The following is a 20,362-nucleotide window of genomic DNA, read 5'->3' on the forward strand; positions in this document are numbered from 1 at the left end:
GCCTGCCGGTCAAACCACCATAGCAGCGGATTCCGGCGTGGTCTGAGCCCGGGCAGAAACTCCGGATAGATTTCAGCCAGACGCCGCGGCAATCCACCTGGCCCTTGTCCGCGCATGATTTGCGAAATCATCCGGTTCTGGAAATGCCGCACACTGTAATTGCGCATGCGTCGGGCCTGAAGCCGTAGGTCGCGCAAGTGCAGACCAACCGGTTCGCACAGGAATTGCGCGCCCGCCACTGGAACGACGCGCGCATTGTCCCAGTTTCCTTCTGCTGCCAGGTCGGTCTTGGCCAGCGCGCCGATCAGGCCGTCATCGCCGATCAGATCTTCAGGCAGACGAGCCCCAGCCGCGCGCATTCGGGTGACGAAATCGCCGCTCAAGGCATAGAGGTCCCCGAACAGGCCGTGGTCGCGCATGATGCTCTCGCGATAGACTCCGGCCTTCCTGCCGTTTGCCGGAAGGCCCGATGCGGCGTTTGCCCCGCTTTCCGCGAGCGCATCGACAAGCGCATCGAACGATCCAGGAAGCACTTCCGCGTCGCCATCGACGAAGGCATAGGTCTGCGCCTCGATAGCCGGAGTATCGAACATGATACGGTTCCAGCTGCGCGATTTGCCGCCCTGCTCCCAATCGTGAACGGTCACGCCGCCATATGTGCGGGCGATATGCGCCGTCCTGTCGCTCGACCCGTTGACCACGACATGCACCGCAGTGCCATCCTGCCCGATCGGCAGGCTGGCAAGGCAGGCACCGATCCGGCGTTCCTCATTATGGGCAAGGACGATGACACACAGGCCGCATCTGGCCTGCTTCCGCGATACTTCCGGTTGCTCCATTGTTCTTACATCCGACATGATCGGCCCTATATTGAAGGCAGTTCGAGGTGGATAGCGCCTTAACCAATTCGCCGGGCCGCCAGCGTTGGCACGCGATTTGGGCCACTGCGGGTTTGGTGGTAGACTCTCGACAGCGATAATTCGGCCCAGGGACTGGGCGGGCCGCCGAGCGCGGGAGAGTATCGAATGTACCATTTGTGGCTGACGCCGGCAGTGCTGGCGATGATGATTGGCCCACTGTCAGATCAGGCGAAGGAACAATCCATCGCTCCCAGCATGGTGGACGAGAGAACCGATGTCATCGATCTGGACGAGGATCGGCACAACCGGATGACCGTGCCGGTCACGATCGAAGGCACTGGCCCCTTTGACTTCATGATCGACACAGGTTCGCAGGCGACGGCCGTGACCAATGTCGTCAACGATAGAGTCAAGCTGGACAAGCTGGGGATGGCAACGCTGGTCGGAATGGCCAGCCGCAGGCCAGTCGAAATGGTGGAAGTGGAAAGTCTCGGGATTGGCAAGCGAACCCTGTATGATCTGGCTGCGCCTTTGTTGCAGAGCAACCACGTCGGTGCCGACGGAATAATCGGGCTCGACAGTCTGCAGGATACGCGGGTGCTGATCGACTTTCGTACTGAAACAATTGCAATTGCCGATGTTGAAGATCGGTCGAACAGCCGCGGCTATGAAATTATCGTTCGCGCCCGCAGGAGACAGGGACAATTGCTCATCACCAACGCCTTGATCGAAGGTGTCAGAGCGACGGTAATCATCGACACCGGGGCACAAGGCAGCATGGGGAATCTGGCCTTGCGCGACAAGATTCGTCAACGCCGCGCAAGGGAAGTCGTGACGACCGATGTGAATGGCGTCTCGTTGATCGGTCAATTGACCTATGCCCGAACGCTCGAAATCGAGGGTATGACCATCAGCAACGTCCCGATTACCTATGCCGACACACCGGCATTCGAAGCGCTGGGACTGCAAGACACGCCAGTGCTCTCGATCGGGATGCAGCATCTGCGCATGTTCGACCGGGTTGCGATCGATTTCTCGAAGCGCCGCATCATGTTCGATCTTCCCGGCAAGATGAGGATGCAGGACAAGATGCGCAGGGTGCGGTCCACGCGGTTCCAAAGCTGATTGCCTGAACCGGGCGCTTGCCTGATGCGGGTTGCGCGCCCACATGGGGCCAGCAATGCCGCCCGACACCACTACATCCACACCTGAAGACCACGATAGCTGGAAGGTGCTGCGCCGGTTCCTGCCCTACCTGTGGCCAAGGGACAATCCGTCGCTGAAGCGCCGCATCATTGTCGCGATGCTGTTCGTGTTGCTGGCAAAGGGTGTGACGCTGGCGCTGCCCTATGCCTATAAGGAAGCGGTCGACGCGATGACGACGCCCGCCAACGAAGCGGCTATGGTCGCCATTGCTTTCGTGCTGGCATACTCCGCCGGCCGCTTCGCCAGCGTGGCTTTCAACAACATCCGCAACATCGTGTTCGAGCGCGTGGGGCAGGAAGCAACGCGAACGCTGGCAGAAGATACATTCGCCCGTCTCCACCGCCTGTCGCTTCGCTTTCACCTTTCACGCCGTACGGGAGAGGTCACCAAGGTGATCGAACGCGGAACCAAGAGCATCGACATCATGCTCTATTTCCTGCTGTTCAACGTCGCACCAACCGTGATCGAACTGACCGCAGTGGCGGTGATCTTCTACATCAGCTTCGGGTGGGAACTCGTGCTGGCGACGGCCTTGACGGTCGGCAGCTATATCGCGGTCACGCGCTGGATCACCGAATGGCGCAACGAGCTGCGCCGCAAGATGAACGAGCTCGACGGGACTGCATTGGCGCGCGCGGTCGATTCTCTGCTCAACTATGAGACGGTCAAATACTTCGGTGCCGAGAAACGCGAGCGCGAACGTTATGGCGAGGCTGCGCGCGAATATGCCGAGGCCGCGATCCGCTCGGAGAACTCGCTCGGCCTGCTCAACATCTCGCAATCACTCATCATGAACCTGCTGATGGGCGGCGCGATGGCCTACACCGTCTGGGGGTGGAGCCAGGGGCGGCTGACCACCGGCGATCTGGTGTTCGTGAACACCTATCTCACCCAGCTTTTCCGCCCGCTCGACATGCTGGGCATGGTTTATCGCACGGTTCGCCAGGGGATCGTGGACATGGCGGCGATGTTTCGCCTGATCGATACCGAAACCGAGGTGAGCGATGCGCCGGATGCGCCAGCATTGGTAGTGCGCAACGCCAGCATCGCATTCGAAAATGTCGTGTTCGGCTATGAACGGGATCGCACCATCCTGCACGGGCTCAGCTTCGAAGTGCCCGCCGGATCGCATACCGCCATCGTCGGACCTTCCGGCGCGGGCAAAAGCACCATCGCGCGGCTGCTGTTCCGATTCTACGATCCGCAGTCGGGCCGCATCCTGATCGATGGGCAGGACATCAGCAAGGTCACGCAGGAAAGCCTGCGAGCCGCCATCGGTATCGTCCCCCAGGACAGCGTGCTGTTCAACGACACGATTGGCTACAATATCGGATATGGCAGTGACAGCGCGAGCGAGGAAGAAATCCGCCGCGCCGCGCAAGGAGCGGCGATCCTGCCATTCATAGAAAAACTTCCGCAAGGCCTGGACACCGAAGTCGGCGAGCGCGGGCTCAAGCTATCGGGCGGCGAGAAGCAGCGCGTCGCCATCGCCCGCACGCTGGTGAAGGACCCACCCATCCTGTTGCTGGACGAAGCCACCAGCGCGCTCGATTCGCGTACCGAGCAGGACATCCTCTCGACTTTGCATCACGTATCGGAGCGGCGCACAACCATCGCAATTGCGCATCGGCTTTCGACAATCGCCGATGCCGACAACATTCTGGTCCTCGAACATGGCCGGCTCGCCGAACAGGGCACCCATGGCGCATTGCTGGCGATGAACGGCCTATATGCCGAAATGTGGGCGCGCCAGGCAGCCGAAAGCGAAGAGGAACGCGACGCCGCCGAATAGGCCAGCGCGCCTATTCTGCAGCGGCCTCGATTGCGGTTTCCTTGTGCAGTTCGGTCCGCGACAGATCTAGGTCGTCAAAGGGAATCACTTCGACATCGCCACGCATCTTTTCGAGATCTTCGAGGAAGTATCTCGCATCCCCCACGATCACCAAAGAGGTGTCTTGCGGCACAAGATAACGCTCGGCGACGCGCTGCGCTTCGGCCGGGCTCACCGCCGCGAGCCGCTCGGCCACATGAAAGGCTTCCGCCGGTTCGATCCCGCGCAGCATCAGGGTTGCGACCTGGCCATTGAAGCCGCCACTCGTCTCGAGACTACGTGCCAGCGCTCCGCCCAGATACAACCGCCGCTTCTGCAATGTTTCCTCGCTTAGCGGAGTTGCTGCGAGCTTCTCGAACTGTTCGAAGAAGACTGCGGCAACTTCATCTGCGGTGTCGTTCTTGGTCTGTGCATTGGCGGTCAGCGTCGCAGTATCCGAACGCTGCGACAATGAGCTGTAAGCGCCGTAGCTCAGCCCGCGCTTGGTCCGTACTTCCTCGAACAGCCAGCCATTGCTGCCAGAACCGAGCACGGTGTTGGCGAGCCAGAGATTGTAGAAATCGGAATCGCCGCGCGCGAGCGTGCGCACCCCCGCGATGACCGCTGCCTGCCCCGCGTCAGGTATGTCTATGACCACCGTGCGCGGCGCGGGCTCCGATCCGGCAGGATGATCGACCGGGACCGGAGCCGGGCGATCGGACGTCCAACCGCCGAACAGGGAATCCGCCAGAGCCCTGGCCTCCCCAGCGGAGATTCCTCCGCTGATCACGATTTTTGCCGTGCCGGGATGCCAATAGGCTTCGCGATGGGCGACCAGATCCTCGCGCGCGATCTGCTCGATAGATTGCGGATTGGCCACGCGGCCATAGGGCGCGTCCCCATAGAGAACCCGCGTTGCCGCCAGGCTCGCAAGGGAACCCGGATCCTTCAGGATCGCGGTCAAGCTGTCGAGCGTGCGCTTGCGCTCTCGCTCGACCTCTTCCGCCGGATAGCTGGCATTCACGATCACATCGACCAGTACCTGGCCCGCCTCGGCCAGATTGACCGTCGGGGCGGTCAGACTGGCATAGGTACCGTCCGCGCTCGAGGAGATGTTGAGGCTGGCGCCGAGCGATTCGAGCGTTGCCGCGATTTGCGATGCGTCGCGCTGCGTTGTGCCCTTGTCTGCCAGGTCAGCCGTCATCTCGGCCAACCCGGCCTTTGCTGCAGGATCGGTTGCATCGCCACCGGGAAATACGATGGTAATGGTTGCAATGGGGACGTCGCTCGTCTGCGCGCTGACCAGCGGAATTCCGTTCGCAAGCGTCGCTTCGACGAAATCGGCACGCGCAACTTCAGGGGCCTCGCCCGGAGGTGGCGGCGCCATGCGCTCACCTTCGGGCAGAACGGCTCGCGGCTGTCCGCTCGGCGGAGGCACGCTGCCGAATGTCGGCATCGGGGCGGGATTGGCGTAGCTCGAAGGATCGTCCTCGCCAGCGGTATAGGTGAGCTCGACTTCGCCTTCGGGTCGCAGCCATTTCCGGGCCACCCGTAGAATGTCATCCGCCGTCACCGCCGCGATTGCATCGAGCCGCTTGTCAGCAGCATCGGGATCACCGCTCGAAACCAGCGCTTCACCAAGCTCGAACGCCCTGCCCTGCGCGGTTTGCCTTTGCGACAGGGCGGAAGAGAAGATCTCGTTCTTTGCTTCCCGCAACTCGGCCTCGCTTACCGGTTCGGTGCGGACCCGCTCGATTTCCTTTGCGAGGATTGCATCGGCCTCAGCCGAATCCGCACCAGGGCTGAGCACGGCAAAATTGGCGATGAAACCGCCATCTTCGCTCATCTGGTCGAAATGAGCTGCATCGACTGCCTTGCCCGTACGAACCAGCGCGTTGTGCAGCCGGCTGTTATCGCCGCTCGACATGATCGCAGACAGCAGCTCGATTGCCGGAGCATCGGGATCATTGGTCGAAGGCGCCTTCCATATTCCGCCGACCACGGGCAGCGGGACATTGGGCGCAGTTGCGTTGACTATGCGCGGCTGTGTGAGGACGGGCTCCTCGCCCTTGATCTCAAGACTCACCGGATTGTCGCGCCGCGGTATGTCGGCAAAGTATTTGTCGACCAGCTTTCGCAGGCTTGCGATCTCGAAATTGCCGGCCACGATCAGCGTCGCCGTGTCTGGCCCGTAGAAAGCCTGGTGGAAGGCACGCGCATCGTCGAGAGTAGCCGAATCGAGCTCCTCGATACTGCCGATGCCGGGACGGCGCATGGGCAGCACATCGAATGCGTTTTCCGGAATGACGAAGCGCTGGAAACGGCCATAGGGCGGTGCGAGCACGCGCTGGCGCAGTTCTTCCTTCACGACAGAGCGTTCCTTCTCGAACACCTCGCTATCGACAACCGGGTTCGCCATCCGCTCGCGGTGTGTCCAAAGCATGGCCTCGAGATATTCGGCAGGAACGGTTTCATAATAATTGGTGCGATCAACCCAGGTCGAGGCATTGCGCACGCCGCCGACATCTTCCGTCAGCCGGTTGATCATGTTGTAAGGCATGTTCACCGTCTTGCGGCTGAGGATGTGTTCGAACAGATGCGCAAAGCCCGATCGGCCTTGCGGATCGTGTTTCGACCCGACTTCATACCACAGCGAAGTGGTGACATTGGCGGTCGAATTGTCAGGGATCGCGATCACCGTCAGCCCATTGTCGAGTTGCCAGCGCGTGTATTCGATCTTTGGCGCGGACAGGGTTGGCGCCTCCACCGCAGTTTGGTGATGGTCGGCCAGCGCCGGACCGGATGCGGCAAGTGCCAATGCGCCGGCACCAGCCAGCAAGAGCTTGCGGATCATCGGAAAACCCCTCGAATGATATCGTTGCGCGGCATTAGAGCGACGCAAGCCCCCGATCTCAACTGCAAAACCGCCATTCCTCCATCAAGCGCCTAGATTCTTCGACGCAGAGCTTCTCCTCCGCCCGGAACCAGGGCGCAAAACTGAGGGCGATTATTCGCCCCACCCCCTTGTGTTGCAATGCAGCATGGGCCATGGCGCGCCGCTCATAGGGCGGCATCTCCCCGCCGACTGCAGATTCTCCATAATGGATAGACAATATGCCTGACATCGGCGCGCTTCGCCGCGACTGGTTCTCCAATCCCCGTGCAGACATCCTTGCCGGGATCGTCGTCGCACTCGCGTTGATTCCCGAAGCGATCGGCTTTTCGATCATCGCGGGGGTCGATCCGCGTGTCGGGCTCTATGCCTCGGTCGCGATTGCGATGGTGATCGCCTTCACCGGCGGGCGGCAGGGCATGATCTCTGCCGCGACGGCGGCCGTGGCGGTGGTGGTAGTACCGCTGGTGCGCGATCACGGCGTCGAATATCTGTTCGCGGCCACGATCCTGATGGGCGTGTTCCAGGCCATCGCGGCAATTCTGCGGCTGGACCTGGTGATGCAATTCGTCAGCCGTTCGGTCATCACCGGCTTCGTCAATGCGTTGGCGATCCTGATCTTCATGGCGCAACTGCCGCAGCTCACCCATGTCGGCTGGGAAACCTATGCCATGGTCGCGGCAGGCCTTGGGATGATCTATCTCGTCCCGCGCCTGACGACTGCAGTGCCCAGTCCGCTCGTCGCCATCGTGGTCCTGAGCGTGCTGACGATCTGGCTCGACCTGCCGGTGCACCGGGTTCACGACATGGGCGAACTGCCCGAGGGCCTGCCCTATTTCACTTTGCCCGATGTGCCCCTGAACTGGGAGACGCTGCGAATCATCGCGCCCTATTCCGCCACAATGGCTGCCGTTGGACTGCTCGAATCGCTGCTGACCGCCCAGATCGTCGACGACATGACGCATACCGGCAGCGACAAGCAGCGCGAATGCGTGGGGCAAGGCGGGGCCAATATCGTGGCCGCCCTGTTCGGCGGCATGGGCGGCTGCGCCATGATCGGCCAGTCCGTAATCAACGTGACGAGTGGCGGACGCGGGCGCCTGTCGACCTTCACCGCCGGCTTTGCACTCCTGATCCTGCTGGCCATGCTGGGCGATCTGGTCGGTCAGGTCCCCATGCCTGCGCTGGTTGCGATCATGATCATGGTTTCGATCGGCACCTTCTCGTGGAACTCGATCCCCAATCTCGCCAAGCATCCCTGGCAAAGTTCTGTCGTGATGGTGACGACGGTGGTGGTCGTGGTTGCGACTCATAACCTGGCGTTGGGAGTGCTGGCGGGCGTAATTCTGTCCGGCGTGTTCTTCACTCACAAGGTGATGACCATGTTCGAAGTGACGCGCCGCCGCGAAGGCGAAACCGCGATCTACACCGCAACCGGGCAGGTCTTCTTTGCGAGTGTCGACCGCTTTCAGGCTGCACTGGGGCCGGAGAGCTCGCAACCCGACCCTGCCAATCATGTCATCATCGACGTATCGGGCGCACATTTCTGGGACATCTCGGCCATCGGCGCGCTCGACAAGGTGGTAGAGCGTATGCGCCATAACGGGCGCAGCGTGCAGGTGCGCGGGCTCAATCGGGCGAGCGCAGATCTGGTCGACCGTTTCGCGCTGACGGACAAGACAGGCGTAGAGATCGGACTCGCGCCCCACCCCTGACGGTTCAGCTATTGCTGGGGAAACGATCGTAGGAAGGCAGTTCGTGCAAATTGCGCTCCCACGACAGCGCGTCGCCCATCTGCACCTGCTTGTCTGGCGGAAACTCTTCGGGATCGTCCAGCGTGGCGGTCTGGATATCGACCGTCCCGGGCGAGACATTCTCGTTCACATAGGTCAGCCCCGTGCCGCATTGGCCGCAGAAGTAACGGCTCGTATCCGCAGATGAGCGGTATTCGACCGGAGAGCCCTGCTCGATCGCGAAGTCGTCTGACGGCACACCGACCCAGGCAACGCCCGTGGCTCCGGCGCATCGGCGACAATCCTCGCAATGGCAGACCGAGCTGTGCCGCACCCCGCCCTGAAAGCTGTAAACGACTGCACCGCAATGGCATCGACCCTTGGGCATGGCATCGGCCTCCTTTCGATCACGGGTGGGTTTAGCAGGCGGCAATCGGCCTGAAAACAAGATCGCTACGAGGAGGAGCCTTGCAGGTCTTCAAGCAGAGCGATCGCACGTTCAGCCATCTCGGCCGGAACAAATGCGTGATCGTGGTGATAGGCCGCCACCATGTTGCAGGCGATACCCCTGTCTGCCAGCGCGCTTGCGACAGCCGCCGTCAGCCCGACACCCTCGAGCGAGGAATGCACCGTGAGTGTAATCCGCGCCATCGTCGGGCCTTCTCCACCCAGTTCGCGCGCAAGCGGCTCTGGCACGATGGCGGTAACGCCCTCGTCCTCACGGAAAGTAGCAATCGCCCCGCCCAGCGCCTGCGGCGCGGTGTCGGGCGAAATCAGCATGAAACAATAGTGTACCGGATCAAGCTGCGGCGCCATCTGCGCCAGCATTGCGGCGAGGTCGCTGACGGGAGCTCCGCCCGCCATCACAGGATATATTTGCTGAGGTCGCTATCGCCTGCGAGATCGGCCAGCCGGTCGCGCACATAGGCCGCATCGATGGTGATCGTTTCGCCTTCATGCTCCTCAGCCTCGAAGCTGATTTCCTCCAGCAGCTTTTCCATCACCGTCTGCAGGCGGCGCGCACCGATATTCTCGACGCTTTCATTCACCTGAGCTGCAATCCTGGCGATTTCGCCAATCGCATCCTCGCTGATGTCCAGTTCGACCTTCTCCGTCCCGATCAGCGCCTTGTACTGCTCGACCAAATTGGCGCGGGTTTCGCTGAGGATGCGCACGAAATCCTCTTCGGTCAGCGCGCGCAGCTCGACCCGGATCGGCAAGCGGCCCTGCAGCTCGGGCAGCATGTCCGATGGCTTGGCGAGATGGAACGCGCCCGAGGCGATGAACAGCACATGGTCGGTCTTCATCGGGCCATATTTGGTCGAAACGGTGGTGCCTTCGATCAGCGGCAGCAAGTCGCGCTGCACACCCTCGCGGCTGACGGAGCCCCCGCGCACGTCCGATACGGCGATCTTGTCGATTTCATCGAGGAAGACGATGCCGTTGGTTTCGGCATTGGCCAGCGCGACACGCGCGACATCGTCCTGGTCCATGCGCTTTTCGGCTTCTTCATCGACCAGCTTGTCCCAGGCATCTGGCACGCGCAGCTTGCGGCGTTTGGTCGGCTTGCGGCCCATCGCCTTGCCGAACATGTCTGAAAGGTCGATCATCCCTACATTGCCGCCCATTCCGCCCATGTCGAACGGCATCTGGGGTGCTTCTTCCACGTCGATTTCGACTTCGGTGTCGTTCATCGCGTTCTGCACGATCCGTTCGCGGAAGGCCTCGCGCGTCGCCTCGCTGGCATTGTCGCCTACCAGCGCGGTAAGCAGGCGCTCCATCGCCGCTTCGCTGGCAGCTTCGCGCACGGCCTCACGGCGGCGATCCTTCTCCAGACGAATCGCTTCCTCCGCGAGATCGCGCGCGATCTGTTCGACATCGCGGCCGACATAGCCGACTTCGGTGAACTTGGTCGCCTCGACCTTGACGAAGGGAGCCTCGGCGAGCTTGGCCAGCCGTCGGCTGATCTCTGTCTTGCCGCACCCCGTGGGGCCGATCATCAGGATGTTCTTGGGCGTCACCTCGTCGCGCAATTCGGCGCTGAGGCGCTGGCGGCGCCAGCGGTTGCGCAGCGCCACCGCGACCGCGCGCTTGGCGTCCTTCTGGCCGATAATATGTTCGTCGAGCGATGCGACGATCGCCTTGGGAGTGAGATTTTCGATCATGCTTTGAATTGGTCTCAGATCGTTTCGATGGTCACATTGCCATTGGTGAAGACGCAGATGTCCGCGGCGACCTGCATCGCCTTTTTCGCAATCACTTCGGGGTCTTCTTCATATTCCGCCAGAGCGCGGGCTGCAGCGAGCGCAAAATTGCCGCCTGATCCGATCGCCGCAATTCCGCCTTCAGGTTCCAACACGTCACCGTTCCCCGTCAGCACCAGCAGGCTCTCCTCATCTGCGACGATCATCAGCGCTTCGAGATTTCGGAGATATTTGTCAGTCCGCCAATCCTTGGCCAGCTCGACCGCGGCACGCAGAAGCTGCCCCGAATATTGCTCGAGCTTCTTTTCCAACCGTTCGAACAGGGTGAAAGCATCGGCAGTGGCACCTGCAAAGCCCGCGATGACCTTCCCGCCTTCCCCGATACGCCGCACCTTGCGCGCATTGGGCTTCATGACGGTATTGCCCATCGAGACCTGGCCGTCGCCCGCAATAACGGTCCTGCCGTCACGCTTGACGCCAATGATGGTCGTGCCGTGCCACTGGATCAGGCCGTGGCTCGCTTTATCCTCGCTCATGCAGCGGGATATGGGGACAAGAGCGCGCCGGTCAAGCTCGGTGTGGCCGCGAACGGCGTCTCAGGACCTAGCCGCCGGGGCCGCCTCCACCTGCGCCCGGCGCACCGACTGTGCCGATATTGCCGAACAGATCCTCCAGGAAGCCGCGCTCCCGGCCGAGCGTCGGCGTCTCGTCACCATCGGGACGAACATAGGCAATCTGTTCGACCCCTGAACGATCGACCGAAGCGACGTTACCGGCAGGATCGAACCGCACCGCCAGCACCGAATGCTGCTGGATCCGCGGGCGGACAAATGGGCGGCGCCTGGTGACGGAGGAGACATAATACCAGGTCTTCTCGCCATATTCGCTGATGAAGCTGGGGCGGCCCAAAGTGCCTTCGACCGAGCGCATATTGTCGATCCCGGGCTGAACGGACTGTAGCAGCGCCTGATCGACGACATAGCCGCGCGTTTCGCGAATCGAAGTGCAGCCTGCAACGCCAAGTCCTGCAGCCGCAACCAGGCCGATCATCAGAGCCTTTCGCATGTCCATCGAATCGCAAACCTTCCAGCATTCTGGCGCGTAGCGATTGCTCACCCGCCAACCATTCCTATATTCCGGCCACGAGCCTTAGGGCGATGGCTCGCGGCTTGCAACGCCGCGTGTGGCCGCCACTGGGCAAATCGAATTGAATTGCGGCTGAACGCCGAGCTGGAGCAATGCCCCGATGTCCTTCCTTTCAAGGCTACTTGGCACCGAACCCGATCCGCGCGAAGCGATCCGGCCGCTGTGGCATCGCGTGGTCGAACTGTCCCGCGCGCCCGAATGGTATTCCCAGTGCCAGGTCGCGGATACGGTCAACGGACGCTTCGACATGATCACGGCCGTCCTCTCGGCGGTGATCGTGCGGCTGGAAAAGAGCGACCTGCGAACGGAAAGCGCGCTGCTGACCGAATTGTTCGTCGAGGACATGGACGGGCAATTACGCGAATTCGGCATCAACGATGTGGTGGTGGGCAAGCGCGTCGGCAAGCTCATGGGCGTATTGGGTGGCCGCCTGGGGGCCTATCGCGGTGCCTTGGTGGAAGAAGACGGCCAAAGGCTCACCGCTGCGGTGGATCGCAATGTGACATTCGCGGATGGCGGATCGCCTGCATGTGTCGCAGAACGGCTCTCCGCGCTTTCGACCAGGCTCGCTGCAGTCGAGGACAGTGCACTTCTGGCAGCGGAGTTCCAGGCATGAGCGCGAGCGAACTCACACGGATGGTCAAGGTCAGGCCGCTTCCGGCCGACCCGGTCGTGGTCGAAGCCACCGAAGCCGAGCGCGCGGCGCTGGCCAGCCGATTCGGCCTGCCGTGCGTCCAATCATTGCGTGCCGAGCTGAGCCTGGAGCAGGACGGCAAGGCGGTGCTGGCGACGGGAGCTCTCGAAGCGAAGATCGTGCAGGCTTGCGCGATTTCAGGCGAAGAGTTCGACGTTACGATCAGCGAACCGCTTTCGCTGCGATTCGTCGAAGAAGGCGCGCTCGACCCTGCGCTGGCCCTCGATGAGGAAATCGAGATCGAGCTTTCGCCCGACGAGTGCGACGAGATTGAATATGTGGGCGACAGTTTCGACCTGGGCGAAGCGGTGGCGCAATCGCTCGGCCTGGCAATCGATCCCTATGCCGAGGGACCGAACGCCGATGCGGCGCGCAAGGAAGCGGGTATCACCGGAGACGATGTCCCCAGTGGCCCGCTGGCCGAAGCGCTGAAGGGATTGAAGCGGGATTAGCTCACGCTTCGACAGGCTCAGCATGAGCGGACAAGGGAAAGGGCGCAAAGGTACCGCTCGTCCTGAGCCTGTCGAAGGGCGAGCGCCGAGAAGCGCAGCCTGCTAACCTTGCCGATTTTGAGCCAGTTCGCTCACCAGGTCCCAATTGCCAGCTATCAGCGCCTCTTTCTTCGCTCTGCTCCAACCTTTGATGCGCCGTTCGGCTGCAAACGCATCGTCTCGAGATGGAAAACTTTCGCACCAGAGCAGTTCGACGGGTCGGCGCGATGACGTCCAGCCGCCAAGCTCACCAGAACTGTGTTGAGCAAGCCTGATCTCGATCTGGTCGGTGTGTCCGGTATAATACGAACCATCCGCACAGCGCAGAATATAGGCGTGGAACTCCAAATTGCTCATTGGTCGCCCCGCTCGCGCTTCGACAAGCTCAGCATGAGCGGACATGGGAAAGGAGCGCAAAGATACCGCTCGTCCTGAGCCTGTCGAAGGGCGAGCGTACCCATCCTACCCGATCAAAACGGGATATCGTCGTCCAGATCGTCATAGTTGGAGCCGCCGCCCTGGCCGCCGCCTGAGCCGCCACCGCCCTGATTCCAGCCGCCGCCGGATCCGCCATTGCCACCACCATAGCCACCACCCGAACGGCCGCCGCCACCGCCGCCGCCTTCTCCGCGGCCGTCGAGCATCGTCAGCGTACCGTTGAAACCGCGCAGCACGACTTCGGTCGAATAGCGGTCATTGCCCGACTGGTCCTGCCATTTGCGGGTCTGCAACTGGCCTTCGATGTAAACCTTGGATCCCTTGCGCAGGTAATTCTCGCAGACGTTCACCAGGCCTTCGGAGAAGATCGCGACCGAGTGCCATTCGGTGCGTTCCTGCCGCTCGCCGGTATTGCGATCCTTCCAGGTCTCGCTGGTGGCAATGCGCAGATTGGCGACCTTACCGCCATTCTGGAAGCTGCGAATTTCCGGATCGGCCCCCAGGTTCCCGATGAGCATTACCTTGTTGAGAGACCCGGCCATGAAAACAATCCTTCGCTAGTTCGATTCGCCCAGTGGCCTAATCAATCGAGCGCAGGTTCGCCAGTTTTTCGCCACGGATTCTTGTGGGTGGCGATACCGCCCCTCTCTCCCTCCCAGCCACCCGATAGCGTTGCAGTGCATGATCGGGTGGCAGAGAGGGGGGAGAGGGCTGGAACAACCTGCCTCTGGCAGCAAATCAAAGCCCGAGCGCCACTGCGCTCCAGTAGGTAATTCCCGCGAACACATAGGCCAGCCCAAACAGGTAAGCCAACATGAAGCTCGGCCACTTCCACCCATTCGTCTCGCGCCGGACCACCGCGATGGTCGATAGACATTGCGGCGCGAACACGAACCAGGCGAGGAAGGCCAGCGCCGTGGGCAGGGTCCAGCGCGATTGCAGCTGTGGAATCAGGCCAGCAGCCGCCTCGTCATCATCGTCCGCAGAAACCGCATAGGTCGTCGCGAGCGAGGAAACCGCCACCTCGCGTGCCGCCATGGCCGGGATCAGCGCCAGCGCAATGTCGCGATTGAAGCCGATCGGTTCGACAACAACCGCCAGCCCGTTGGCAAGATGTCCTGCGGCGGAAGCATCGACCTGGTCTTCGCCCGGCCCGGCCTGCGGGAAGCTCAGCAGCAACCACAGGATCACGGTGGCCGAAAAGATGATCGTCCCGGCGCGGCGCAGGAAGATCCAGGCGCGCTGCCACAGACCGATCAGGACATCGCGCAGGCGCGGCATCTGATAGCGCGGCAGTTCCATGATGAAGCCTGACGCAGCGCCTTTCGTGACCGAGCTCCGGAGCACCAGCGCCACCACCATCGCGCCTACAATTCCCGCGACATAAAGCGCGAACAGTACCAGCCCCTGCAAGCCCACACCCCAGCCCACCTTGGTCGACGGGATGAAAGCGCCGATGATCACGGCATAGACCGGCAGGCGCGCCGAACAGGTCATCAGCGGTGCAACCAGGATAGTGGTGAGCCTGTCCTTGGGATCGGCGATGCTGCGCGTCGCCATGATGCCGGGAATGGCGCAGGCAAAGCTCGACAGCAGCGGAATGAAGCTGCGGCCCGAAAGGCCGACGCCCGCCATCATCCGGTCCATCAGGAAGGCCGCCCGCGCCATATAGCCGGAGGCCTCCATCAGCAGGATGAAGAGGAACAGGATGACGATTTGCGGCAGGAAGACAATCACCGAACCGACGCCAGCGATCACCCCCTCGGTCAGCAAATCCCGAATAAAGCCGGGTGCCATCGCGCCAGTGACCGCACCGGAAAGAGCTGACGCCCCCGCGTCCAGCGCATCGGCAAATGGCGTGGCCCAGGCGAACACCGCCTGGAAAATGACGAACAGCAGCGCAAACAGGATGACAGGGCCAAACCAGGGATGGAGCAGCAGCTTGTCGAGCCCGGCGTGGAGTCGGTGCACGCCGCTTTCGGTCAGAATCGCCGCCTTGGCGATGTTCTTCGCTGCCAGCCGCCGCTCGGGCAAAGTGAGATGTCCGATGGGCCGCTCGTTCTCATGCCCCGGATCGCCTGCCCGCGCCTGACCGATCGCCTCGCCCAGTTCCACCAATCCGCGCCGTCGCACAGCTACGGTCGGGATGACCGGCACGCCCAGCGCATGGCCAAGCGCTTCGGGATCGAGCACCAGCCCGTCCCTCTTCGCCAGATCAACCATGTTGAGCGCGACCACTGTGGGCTTGCCCAGCGAGAGAACTTCCTGCGCGAAGACGAGGTGCTGTTCGAGATTGACGGCATCCAGCACCAGCACGATGACATCGGGCAGCGCTTCGCCTTCGAACTCGCCCATCACCACCTTGCGCGTGACTTCTTCATCAGGGCTGGTGGTATCGGACAGGCTGTAGCTGCCCGGCAGGTCGAGCAGTTCGTATGGCTGGCCGGAAGGTGCCATGGCGCGCCCCGCCTTGCGCTCGACAGTCACACCCGGATAATTCGCAATCTTCTGCCGCGCGCCGGTCAGCGCATTGAACAATGCGCTCTTGCCCGCATTGGGATTGCCGACCAGCGCGACCTTGGGAATCGAACTCATCGCGCGGACTCTTGCTGCTCGACATTCATCGCCGCCGCATGTGCCCTTCTCAGAGCCACAGTCATCCGTCCGATCGTGATTGCCATGGGATCGCCACCGCCGAAAACACCGCGGTGGGCTACTTTCACTTCCGCACCTTCGTCTATGCCCAGCGCGCGCAGCCTGTGCCCTTCCTCAGGAGCCAGCCGGTCCCAATGGACTGAAGTGATCGTGGCGCTTTCGCCGCGCGGAAGATGATCGAGCGTCATATTTTCGCGCTGCCACGGCACGGCTCTAATTGCAACTGATTATCAATAACTCAAGTGCTGGGATAGCGTAGCCGCCCCAGGAAGCGCGTGACACTGAAGTGATCGCGGTCGCCGCGCAGCAGCCGGGCCTTTGCTTTTTCAAACTTCATCACTCCTTCGATACGGCGATCGAGGAACTCATAACTGGCCTGCTTCCCTTCGCTTTGATCGTCGACAAACACCGCCAGCGTCGCGGCATAGATCGAAGCGAGGATGGCCCGCTTGGTATAATGATTGTAGTCGGTCGAGTTGTCGCCCGCGAGCCGCCACATCGCGTCCGCGCTGCGCCATCCGGTCTTGAGCGCGCGGGCCGCATTTTGCGGCATCGCCATCACCGCCAGCGCGCGCCGCAGCGCCTCTTCATTGCCGTTGACCGCTTCAAGCCGGAACGCCACGAGCGCCCGGATACGCTCGCGGATCTTCATCGCGGCGAGCTTTTCCGCAGGCAGTGCCGCCTCCATCGCGAGGTCGATTGAATCGATCCAGGCTTCGATCATGTCGATCGCCCCGCCGGGGAAGGCCAGCCGCGCTACGTCAGGATCGGCACCAATGCTATCCGCCGCATGAAGCAGCGCCACATCGCTCCAGCCATCGAATACCGCCGCAGCGGCAATCTCGGGCGCGAGCGCAGAGCGCAGCTCATCAAGCGTCATGTCGGCAACTTCGACCATATCAGGCGGACGGTCCATAGCTCTTGGTTTCGCCCTTGCCCTCACGATCTTCGTCGGCACGGGCAAACTCGTCGAGCATCGACTTGTTGCTGGCAATCAGTTCGGCATAATCGCGCGCCGAGCGCCCCGAATTATCCGTCCGATCCGGGTTGGCACCATTGGCCAGCAATACGCGAACCAGCGGCGGATCGCGGCGATGGACGGCGGCGATCAGCGGCGTTTCGCCAGCGCTGTCATTCACGTCCACTTCGGCGCCCGCATTTATCAGAGCTTCTACCCCTTCAATGAAACCCAAACGGACTGCCAATTGAAGCGGGGTCACGCCCTTCTTGTCGCGGATATTGGGGTTGGCGCCCTTCTGGGCGAGGAACTTGATCCAGACGAGATCGCGCCGGGCTGTCACCAGATGCAACGCCGTCTCCCCGCTGGTGAGATCGCGGGTATTGATCACCGTGGTTCCCGGCTCGTTCAGCGCTTGAGTCACAGCGTCACCGTCGCGGTCCTTGACCGCTTTCAGAAACTCGTACCCTTCGCTGAACATCTGCGCTGAAAGCGGTGCTGTGAAGGCTGCACCCAGCAAAGCCGCAGAAAATGCAATTGTGCGCATAACGGCACGCGTCATGCTGTCATCCTTTCGAAAATCCTGTCACAAAGAGGCTTGTAGCCCTGTCGCAAATGCCCAGTTAGCAGACCATGAACCACCACGCCATGCCCCAATCCTTTCGAAAAGCCGCACTTTCGCTTCTGTTCTCCTTCCCCCTTGCACTGCCGCTGGCCCTGGGCGCCTGCAGCCCGCAAGGCAGTGAAGCACCTGCCAATCCGCCGCTCGAAGGCGCGGATATCGGCGGCTCGTTCGAACTGGTGGACAAGCACGGCGAAACGGTGCGCTGGTCCGATTTCGACGGAAGCTATCGTGTGGTCTATTTCGGCTATACCTATTGCCCCGACGTCTGCCCAACCGATGTGCAGCGCATGATGCAGGGCTATCGCGAGTTTGCGAAGCAACAGCCCGAACTGGCCGATCAGATCAGGCCGATCTTCATTTCGGTCGATCCCGAGCGTGACACGCCGCAAGTGGTGGGGGAGTTCGCAGCAGCATTTTCGGACAGGCTGATCGGCCTCACGGGAACGCCCGAGCAGGTCAAGGCGGCGGCGGACAAGTTCCGCGTGTTCTACTCTCACGGCGAGGAAATGCCCGGCGGTGGCTATCTGGTGAACCATTCGGCGATCGCCTATCTGTTCGACAAGGCGGGCAAGCCGCTCGCCACCCTCCCCACAGATCAGGGCCCCGAGGCGGTGGCCGCGGAATTGGCGAAATGGGTGAATTGAGGGAACGCTTCTGGGAATTGCCGCTCGGCGATTTGAGCCGCGCGGAATGGGAAGCGTTGTGCGATGGCTGCGGGCGCTGCTGCCTGCACAAGATCGAAGACGCCGATACGGGCGAGATCGAAGATACCAACGTCGCCTGCAAGCTGCTCGACACCAAGACCGCGCGCTGCATGGATTACCGCAATCGCAAGGCCTTCGTGCCCGATTGCCTGCGGCTAACTCCGCGGATCATGGACAAGGTGCCCTGGTTGCCGAGCACCTGCGCCTACCGCCTGCGCGCGGCGGACAAGCCGCTGGCTGAATGGCACTATCTGATCTGCGGGGATCGCGAGGAAGTGAAGCGAGCCGGCATTTCGGTTGCGGGCCGCGTCATCAGCGAAACCGATGCCGGTCCACTCGAACATCATATCGTCGTGTGGGAGAGCGCATGATCGACTGGCTGCGCCGCGACATGCTCGAACCAGAGGTCGAACTGGACGGCCGCAAATTGCCGATCGTACTGCGCCGCCACCCGCGCGCAAAACGGCTGACTCTGCGGCTCGCCCCGGATGGCAGCGAAGTTCGGATTACCCTGCCGCGCTGGGCCCGCAGCGCAGAGGCGATCGCCTTTGCCCATGCCAGGCGCGAATGGCTCGCCGCACAGTTGGTCAAGGTGCCAGAGCGCGCCGAACCGATGCCGGGAACGACGGTGCAATATCGCGGCGAGGAGTTTGCCATTGCCTGGCAAGAGAATGCGCCGCGGCGTCCTTTGCTCTCTACCGGCAGGCTCGATGTCGGCGGGCCGCTCGCTTCGCTCGAAGGGCGGCTGCGGCGGTGGTTCGAACGGCAGGCGCTCGTATTGTTTGAAGCGGATACCGCGCATTATTGCGGCAAGGCAGGGCTCGAATGCGCTCCCGTAGCCTTGTCTCGCGCGCAAAGGCGCTGGGGAAGCTGTTCCGACCGCAAGACCATCCGCATCAATTGGCGGCTGGTGCAGGCGCCCGATTTCGTGCGCCGTTCAGTCGTCGCACATGAAGTGACGCATCTTGTCCATTTCGACCATAGCCCCGGTTTTCACGCCATGCTGAAGGACATCTTCGAGGGCGATGTCGCCAGCGCCGATCACTGGCTGAAGCAGCATGGGCGAAGCCTTTACGCGAGCTTCGGCTAGCCAGAGAAACAGTGCTCGCATCGTGTCGCCTCTGGCGTCGAGCGCCGGCGCCTCCTATGTTCGCCTCCATGTTGTCAAAGAGACACTTCGACGTCGGGTCCGGCATTGCCGATTTCTGGTCCGAGTTCAAAAAGCCCCAGCCTTACCGCTGGCCGATCCTCGTGGCGTCTTCCGTTCCGATCGTGTTGATCCTGATTTGGGCGATTGGCGAGGAGACCTTCATTCCGCCCGAAGGGCCCAAGGTCTCCTACATTACCAGCTTTGCGCCGGGCCGCAGCGATACGGAGATTGCGGCTTCGAATCTCGAGAACCAGAAGCGCCAGGACGAGCTCCGCGCGGAGCGCGAAAGGATCGAGGAGCAGAAGAAGGAGATGTATCGAGAGCTGGGCCGGGCAAGCGGCATGGATGTCGATGCAATGGAGGCGCAGATCGAAGCTGACCGCCAGCGCGAGGAGGCTGCCAGGGCCGCGCGATCGAGTGGCGAGGCCGCACCAGATGGGCCAGTAAACAATGGGGACACGCCGGTTGCAGACCCCGCCGAATGATGCGCAATGGATGGCGGCAGCGGCGAGGCTTGCTGCGCGTTCCCGCCCGATCAGCCGGCCCAATCCCGGAGTTGCAGCGCTGATCGTGAAAGACGGCGTAGTTGTCGCGCGCGGCTGGACGCAGCCCGGCGGCCGCCCCCATGCGGAAGCCGAGGCCATCGATCGGGCTGGTGACACTTGCCGGGGAGCGACGCTCTACGTCACGCTCGAACCCTGCGCGCATGAGAGCGCACGCGGTCCCGCATGCGCCGATCTCGTATCCAAGGCGGGATTGGCGCGCGTGGTCATCGGCCAGCACGATCCCGATCCG

24 protein-coding genes (2 of these 24 cut by a window edge) are annotated in these 20,362 nt (G+C 62.0%); 11 read left to right on the plus strand and 13 right to left on the minus strand.

The window, feature by feature from the left end:
• Positions 1-46: the end of a lipopolysaccharide biosynthesis protein gene (locus ACQY6C_RS10955; protein ID WP_427968643.1), read on the plus strand. Its footprint begins 1,508 nt before the window's first position; the window shows 46 of its 1,554 coding nt (coding positions 1,509-1,554); its start codon lies beyond the left edge, outside the window; it ends in the stop codon at positions 44-46.
• Here the strand turns inward: ACQY6C_RS10955 and ACQY6C_RS10960 are convergent.
• Positions 1-857 carry the 5' portion of a glycosyltransferase family A protein gene (locus ACQY6C_RS10960; RefSeq protein ID WP_427968645.1) on the minus strand. Its footprint begins 34 nt before the window's first position, so only the first 857 of its 891 coding nucleotides appear in the window; the start codon lies at positions 855-857; its stop codon lies beyond the left edge, outside the window. The two genes, ACQY6C_RS10955 and ACQY6C_RS10960, sit on opposite strands and share 80 nt — an antisense overlap.
• Positions 858-1,025: 168 nt before the next feature.
• On the opposite strand from ACQY6C_RS10960, the gene ACQY6C_RS10965 reads away from it, so the two are divergent.
• Together ACQY6C_RS10965 and ACQY6C_RS10970 are read left to right on the plus strand one after the other, a co-directional pair.
• On the plus strand, positions 1,026-1,985 hold the full coding sequence (locus ACQY6C_RS10965; protein ID WP_427968647.1) for an aspartyl protease family protein: 960 nt from the start codon (positions 1,026-1,028) through the stop codon (positions 1,983-1,985).
• A gap of 55 nt (positions 1,986-2,040) precedes the next feature.
• Positions 2,041-3,858 (plus strand): ABCB family ABC transporter ATP-binding protein/permease, encoded by a 1,818-nt coding sequence (locus tag ACQY6C_RS10970; RefSeq protein ID WP_427968649.1) that lies wholly within the window; start codon positions 2,041-2,043, stop codon positions 3,856-3,858.
• Positions 3,859-3,868: 10 nt separating this feature from the next.
• Here the strand turns inward: ACQY6C_RS10970 and ACQY6C_RS10975 are convergent, their stop codons facing one another.
• Entirely contained in the window at positions 3,869-6,730 is a 2,862-nt protein-coding gene (locus ACQY6C_RS10975; protein ID WP_427968650.1) for a M16 family metallopeptidase, read from the minus strand.
• A gap of 260 nt (positions 6,731-6,990) precedes the next feature.
• Here ACQY6C_RS10975 and ACQY6C_RS10980 point away from each other — a divergent pair, with 260 nt between their 5' ends.
• Positions 6,991-8,484 carry a SulP family inorganic anion transporter gene (locus tag ACQY6C_RS10980; RefSeq protein ID WP_427968652.1) on the plus strand — a complete coding sequence of 498 codons (1,494 nt, stop codon included), beginning with the start codon at positions 6,991-6,993 and terminating at the stop codon, positions 8,482-8,484.
• A 4-nt stretch (positions 8,485-8,488) separates the two neighbouring features.
• On the opposite strand, the gene ACQY6C_RS10985 is transcribed toward ACQY6C_RS10980, so the two are convergent.
• The 5 genes from ACQY6C_RS10985 to ACQY6C_RS11005 form a co-directional block, all read right to left on the minus strand.
• Entirely contained in the window at positions 8,489-8,890 is a 402-nt protein-coding gene (locus tag ACQY6C_RS10985; RefSeq protein WP_427968654.1) for a GFA family protein, read from the minus strand.
• Positions 8,891-8,955: 65 nt separating this feature from the next.
• Positions 8,956-9,366: an ACT domain-containing protein gene (locus ACQY6C_RS10990; protein WP_427968656.1), complete on the minus strand. Its 411-nt coding sequence runs from the start codon at positions 9,364-9,366 to the stop codon at positions 8,956-8,958.
• A complete protein-coding gene (gene hslU, locus ACQY6C_RS10995; protein ID WP_427968658.1) occupies positions 9,366-10,667 on the minus strand; it encodes an ATP-dependent protease ATPase subunit HslU in 1,302 nt (433 codons plus the stop codon). Before hslU ends, ACQY6C_RS10990 begins: the two co-directional genes overlap by 1 nt.
• A 14-nt stretch (positions 10,668-10,681) precedes the next feature.
• Positions 10,682-11,242: an ATP-dependent protease subunit HslV gene (hslV, locus tag ACQY6C_RS11000; RefSeq protein ID WP_427968660.1), complete on the minus strand. Its 561-nt coding sequence runs from the start codon at positions 11,240-11,242 to the stop codon at positions 10,682-10,684.
• A 67-nt stretch (positions 11,243-11,309) separates the two neighbouring features.
• The gene (locus ACQY6C_RS11005) at positions 11,310-11,771 is read right to left on the minus strand and encodes an outer membrane protein assembly factor BamE (RefSeq protein WP_427968662.1); all 462 of its coding nucleotides are present in this window, start codon (positions 11,769-11,771) and stop codon (positions 11,310-11,312) included.
• Between the two features lie 181 nt (positions 11,772-11,952).
• Between ACQY6C_RS11005 and ACQY6C_RS11010 the strand changes: the two genes are divergently transcribed.
• Positions 11,953-12,468, plus strand: coding sequence for a ubiquinol-cytochrome C chaperone family protein (locus tag ACQY6C_RS11010; RefSeq protein WP_427968664.1), 516 nt, complete (start codon positions 11,953-11,955; stop codon positions 12,466-12,468).
• Positions 12,465-12,998 (plus strand): YceD family protein, encoded by a 534-nt coding sequence (locus ACQY6C_RS11015; RefSeq protein ID WP_427968666.1) that lies wholly within the window; start codon positions 12,465-12,467, stop codon positions 12,996-12,998. The genes ACQY6C_RS11010 and ACQY6C_RS11015 overlap by 4 nt, the downstream gene beginning before the upstream one ends.
• Before the next feature lie 102 nt (positions 12,999-13,100).
• On the opposite strand, the gene ACQY6C_RS11020 is transcribed toward ACQY6C_RS11015, so the two are convergent.
• The 6 genes from ACQY6C_RS11020 to ACQY6C_RS11045 form a co-directional block, all read right to left on the minus strand.
• Positions 13,101-13,394 (minus strand): GIY-YIG nuclease family protein, encoded by a 294-nt coding sequence (locus tag ACQY6C_RS11020; protein WP_427968668.1) that lies wholly within the window; start codon positions 13,392-13,394, stop codon positions 13,101-13,103.
• Positions 13,395-13,507: 113 nt separating this feature from the next.
• A complete protein-coding gene (locus ACQY6C_RS11025) occupies positions 13,508-14,017 on the minus strand; it encodes a single-stranded DNA-binding protein (RefSeq protein ID WP_427968670.1) in 510 nt (169 codons plus the stop codon).
• A gap of 196 nt (positions 14,018-14,213) precedes the next feature.
• On the minus strand, positions 14,214-16,070 hold the full coding sequence (gene feoB / locus ACQY6C_RS11030; protein ID WP_427968671.1) for a ferrous iron transporter B: 1,857 nt from the start codon (positions 16,068-16,070) through the stop codon (positions 14,214-14,216).
• Positions 16,067-16,318, minus strand: a complete 252-nt coding sequence (locus tag ACQY6C_RS11035) for a FeoA family protein (RefSeq protein WP_427968673.1) — start codon at positions 16,316-16,318, stop codon at positions 16,067-16,069. The genes feoB and ACQY6C_RS11035 overlap by 4 nt, the downstream gene beginning before the upstream one ends.
• A gap of 50 nt (positions 16,319-16,368) precedes the next feature.
• Positions 16,369-17,046 (minus strand): COQ9 family protein, encoded by a 678-nt coding sequence (locus ACQY6C_RS11040; protein ID WP_427968675.1) that lies wholly within the window; start codon positions 17,044-17,046, stop codon positions 16,369-16,371.
• Positions 17,030-17,650, minus strand: a complete 621-nt coding sequence (locus tag ACQY6C_RS11045; protein WP_427968677.1) for an ankyrin repeat domain-containing protein — start codon at positions 17,648-17,650, stop codon at positions 17,030-17,032. The genes ACQY6C_RS11040 and ACQY6C_RS11045 overlap by 17 nt, the downstream gene beginning before the upstream one ends.
• A gap of 71 nt (positions 17,651-17,721) precedes the next feature.
• Between ACQY6C_RS11045 and ACQY6C_RS11050 the strand changes: the two genes are divergently transcribed.
• The 5 genes from ACQY6C_RS11050 to ACQY6C_RS11070 all read left to right on the plus strand — a co-directional run.
• Positions 17,722-18,357, plus strand: a complete 636-nt coding sequence (locus ACQY6C_RS11050; protein WP_427968678.1) for an SCO family protein — start codon at positions 17,722-17,724, stop codon at positions 18,355-18,357.
• A complete protein-coding gene (locus tag ACQY6C_RS11055) occupies positions 18,345-18,788 on the plus strand; it encodes a YcgN family cysteine cluster protein (RefSeq protein ID WP_427968680.1) in 444 nt (147 codons plus the stop codon). The genes ACQY6C_RS11050 and ACQY6C_RS11055 overlap by 13 nt, the downstream gene beginning before the upstream one ends.
• Positions 18,785-19,507 (plus strand): M48 family metallopeptidase, encoded by a 723-nt coding sequence (locus ACQY6C_RS11060; protein ID WP_427968682.1) that lies wholly within the window; start codon positions 18,785-18,787, stop codon positions 19,505-19,507. The genes ACQY6C_RS11055 and ACQY6C_RS11060 overlap by 4 nt, the downstream gene beginning before the upstream one ends.
• 68 nt (positions 19,508-19,575) lie before the next feature.
• Positions 19,576-20,052: a hypothetical protein gene (locus tag ACQY6C_RS11065; protein WP_427968684.1), complete on the plus strand. Its 477-nt coding sequence runs from the start codon at positions 19,576-19,578 to the stop codon at positions 20,050-20,052.
• 10 nt (positions 20,053-20,062) lie between these two features.
• Positions 20,063-20,362, plus strand: a 300-nt coding sequence (locus tag ACQY6C_RS11070; protein ID WP_427968686.1) for a deaminase, incomplete at its 3' end; no start/stop codon positions are given.

The sequence above is a fragment of the Altererythrobacter sp. genome, assembly GCF_050299635.1.
Classification (GTDB): domain Bacteria; phylum Pseudomonadota; class Alphaproteobacteria; order Sphingomonadales; family Sphingomonadaceae; genus Erythrobacter.

Bases quoted from the DNA above. Each gene is read 5' to 3' on its own strand.
- ACQY6C_RS10965 (WP_427968647.1), top strand. From the start codon at position 1,026: ATGTACCATTTGTGGCTGACGCCGGCAGTGCTGGCGATGATGATTGGC.
- ACQY6C_RS10970 (WP_427968649.1), top strand. From the start codon at position 2,041: ATGCCGCCCGACACCACTACATCCACACCTGAAGACCACGATAGCTGG.
- ACQY6C_RS10975 (WP_427968650.1), bottom strand. From the start codon at position 6,730: ATGATCCGCAAGCTCTTGCTGGCTGGTGCCGGCGCATTGGCACTTGCC.
- ACQY6C_RS10980 (WP_427968652.1), top strand. From the start codon at position 6,991: ATGCCTGACATCGGCGCGCTTCGCCGCGACTGGTTCTCCAATCCCCGT.
- ACQY6C_RS10985 (WP_427968654.1), bottom strand. From the start codon at position 8,890: ATGCCCAAGGGTCGATGCCATTGCGGTGCAGTCGTTTACAGCTTTCAG.
- ACQY6C_RS10990 (WP_427968656.1), bottom strand. From the start codon at position 9,366: ATGGCGGGCGGAGCTCCCGTCAGCGACCTCGCCGCAATGCTGGCGCAG.
- hslU (WP_427968658.1), bottom strand. From the start codon at position 10,667: ATGATCGAAAATCTCACTCCCAAGGCGATCGTCGCATCGCTCGACGAA.
- hslV (WP_427968660.1), bottom strand. From the start codon at position 11,242: ATGAGCGAGGATAAAGCGAGCCACGGCCTGATCCAGTGGCACGGCACG.
- ACQY6C_RS11005 (WP_427968662.1), bottom strand. From the start codon at position 11,771: ATGCGAAAGGCTCTGATGATCGGCCTGGTTGCGGCTGCAGGACTTGGC.
- ACQY6C_RS11010 (WP_427968664.1), top strand. From the start codon at position 11,953: ATGTCCTTCCTTTCAAGGCTACTTGGCACCGAACCCGATCCGCGCGAA.
- ACQY6C_RS11015 (WP_427968666.1), top strand. From the start codon at position 12,465: ATGAGCGCGAGCGAACTCACACGGATGGTCAAGGTCAGGCCGCTTCCG.
- ACQY6C_RS11020 (WP_427968668.1), bottom strand. From the start codon at position 13,394: ATGAGCAATTTGGAGTTCCACGCCTATATTCTGCGCTGTGCGGATGGT.
- ACQY6C_RS11025 (WP_427968670.1), bottom strand. From the start codon at position 14,017: ATGGCCGGGTCTCTCAACAAGGTAATGCTCATCGGGAACCTGGGGGCC.
- feoB (WP_427968671.1), bottom strand. From the start codon at position 16,070: ATGAGTTCGATTCCCAAGGTCGCGCTGGTCGGCAATCCCAATGCGGGC.
- ACQY6C_RS11035 (WP_427968673.1), bottom strand. From the start codon at position 16,318: ATGACGCTCGATCATCTTCCGCGCGGCGAAAGCGCCACGATCACTTCA.
- ACQY6C_RS11040 (WP_427968675.1), bottom strand. From the start codon at position 17,046: ATGGACCGTCCGCCTGATATGGTCGAAGTTGCCGACATGACGCTTGAT.
- ACQY6C_RS11045 (WP_427968677.1), bottom strand. From the start codon at position 17,650: ATGACGCGTGCCGTTATGCGCACAATTGCATTTTCTGCGGCTTTGCTG.
- ACQY6C_RS11050 (WP_427968678.1), top strand. From the start codon at position 17,722: ATGAACCACCACGCCATGCCCCAATCCTTTCGAAAAGCCGCACTTTCG.
- ACQY6C_RS11055 (WP_427968680.1), top strand. From the start codon at position 18,345: ATGGGTGAATTGAGGGAACGCTTCTGGGAATTGCCGCTCGGCGATTTG.
- ACQY6C_RS11060 (WP_427968682.1), top strand. From the start codon at position 18,785: ATGATCGACTGGCTGCGCCGCGACATGCTCGAACCAGAGGTCGAACTG.
- ACQY6C_RS11065 (WP_427968684.1), top strand. From the start codon at position 19,576: ATGTTGTCAAAGAGACACTTCGACGTCGGGTCCGGCATTGCCGATTTC.